Origin of the sequence: Rhodococcus sp. (in: high G+C Gram-positive bacteria), from assembly GCF_049286785.1 — a bacterium.
GTDB lineage: Bacteria > Actinomycetota > Actinomycetes > Mycobacteriales > Mycobacteriaceae > Rhodococcus_F.
In genome coordinates this window covers 1-2119 of the sequence record NZ_JBAQEO010000129.1, presented here as the reverse complement: position 1 = coordinate 2119, position 2119 = coordinate 1, and the positions used below count along the sequence as shown (strand labels likewise).

At 67.9% G+C, this 2119-nt stretch carries 1 protein-coding gene; it reads left to right on the top strand.

Annotated elements, in window-relative coordinates; genetic code table 11:
• A partial coding sequence (locus WAW17_RS05185; protein ID WP_422331936.1) for an IS1634 family transposase occupies window positions 1-1687 on the top strand: 1687 nt, incomplete at its 5' end.
• Between the last annotated feature and the right edge of the window lie 432 nt (window positions 1688-2119).

Sequence of the window (2119 nt, the reverse complement as noted above, 5' to 3'; positions counted from 1 at the left end):
GGCTTCGATCGTGGGGAAACGGCAGGGAGGGAAGACGTACTACTACCTGGTCGAGTCCGCCCGGGTCGAGGGTAAACCGCGCATCGTCTCGCAACAGTACCTGGGCAGCGCGGAGGAGGTGACGGCCAAACTCGCCGGCGCGCAAGCGGGTGCGCCGGTGCGCAGTGCACACAAGAAGTTCGGGGATGTCGCCGCGGTGTGGTCGGTGCTCGAACGTCTCGGCGTGGCCGAGGCGATCGATGGGGTGGCTCCGCGCCGCTCGGACGCGGCGGTATCGGTGGGCACCTATATTGCGCTGGCCACGCTGAACCGGATCGTCGCTCCGTGCTCGAAGGCGGCGTTCGCGTCCTGGTGGGATTCCACCGCCGCACCGCGGTGGTGCCCACTGCCGGCCGGGTCTCTCGATCACCGCAAGTTCTGGTCGGCGATGGACCGTCTCGACCGCGACGATCTGGCGCGGATCGAGGGAGCGTTGTCGGCGCGGATGGTCACCGAGTTCGGTCTCGACCTGACCGCGTTGGTGCTGGACATGACGAATTTCGCCACCTACATCGACTCCGGCAACGAGGCCGCCCCGATCGCGCAGCGGGGCAAGGCGAAACAAAAACGCGTCGACCTGCGCCTGGTCGGGTTGGCGTTGGTGATCACCTCCGACGGCGGTATCCCGCTGCTCTCGCACCCCTACCCCGGCGATCGCCCCGACGTGACCCAGTTCCCCGGGGTGATCGACGATCTCGTCGACCGCTACCGCAGCGTCGCCGCCGGCATCGAGGGGGCCACGATCGTCTACGACGCCGGGCAGAACTCGGCCGCGAACCACGCCCACATCGAGGCGGCGCGGATCGGGTTCGTCGGCTCCCTGCCGCCCTCGGATCACCCGGCCCTGCTGACCGTGCCCGTTGAGGCCTACCACCGGGTCGACGATCCCCGACTGCCCGGGATGCGCGCCTACGACACCGAGGTCGACGCCCTCGGGGTCCGGCGGCGGGCGATTGTGACCCACTCGGCGTCGCTGCACGCCGCCCAGTCCCGCGGATTCGACCAGACCCTCGACAAGGCCCGCGACCGGCTCGGCGCCCTGCAGGTGCGCCTGGCCCGCGGGCGCACCCGCCGCGACCGGGCGGCCGTGGAGCGCGAGATCGAGCAGATCTGCGCGCCGCGGTGGGTCGCCGAGGTGCTCACCGTCACCCTCACCGGCACCACCGCGGCGGAGCTGCGGTTGCGGTACCGCACCGACCGCCACGCCCGCCGACAACTCGAGGACCGGATGTTCGGCAAGCGGATCCTGTTCACCAACCGCACCGACTGGCCGGTCGCCCGCGTGATCGCCGCCTACCGATCCCAGTCCGACATCGAGTCCGGGTTCCGGCAGCTCAAAGACCCCCAGGTGATTTCGTTCTCCCCGATGCACCACTGGACCGACCAGAAGATCCGCGTCCATGTCTTCTACAGCGTCCTTGCCCTGACCATCGCGCACCTGATGCGCCGCGACGCCGCCGATGCCGGATTGCAGCTGTCGGTGCGTGAGTTGCTCGCCGAGCTGGCCGGCATCGAGGAAACGGTGTTGCTCTACCACGACGGCACCAAAGGTCGCCCCCGCGCCCAACGAATGCTCACCGACCACAGCGACACCGCCGAACAACTGGCCCGGCTGTTCGGCATCGACCGCTACGCACCCACCCGATGACCGGCCGCCACCGACTTAGGTAATACACCCCGACCACACCAAAACCAGCTCCCACCAGCGCTAATCGCACCGAAGCCACAGCTATCTAGGAAACTCCCGCTAGGGTCACCCGCGTTTCGTTCTCCCATCGCCTACTCCGCGATGGACGGCAGCACGATGCCCATCCCCAACGGGGCATCCGGCCCGAAACTCGGAATCTATCAGCGGACCGCCCAACGGGACGGCGCTGGTCAGGAAGTGTTTATGCGCAGCACTTCTGACCACTCGCCGATCAGAAGGCCGCTGCACTAGGCGCAATACCGTTCGGTTAGAGGGTTGTGCGGTATCGTGTCGGCGTGCCGCGTAGTGGATGGGTGAAGCCGGAGTCGGATCGTCGGCTGTCGGATCTAGTGTCGGTAGGGTTGCTGACCAGGGTGTTTCCCGCCGACGTCG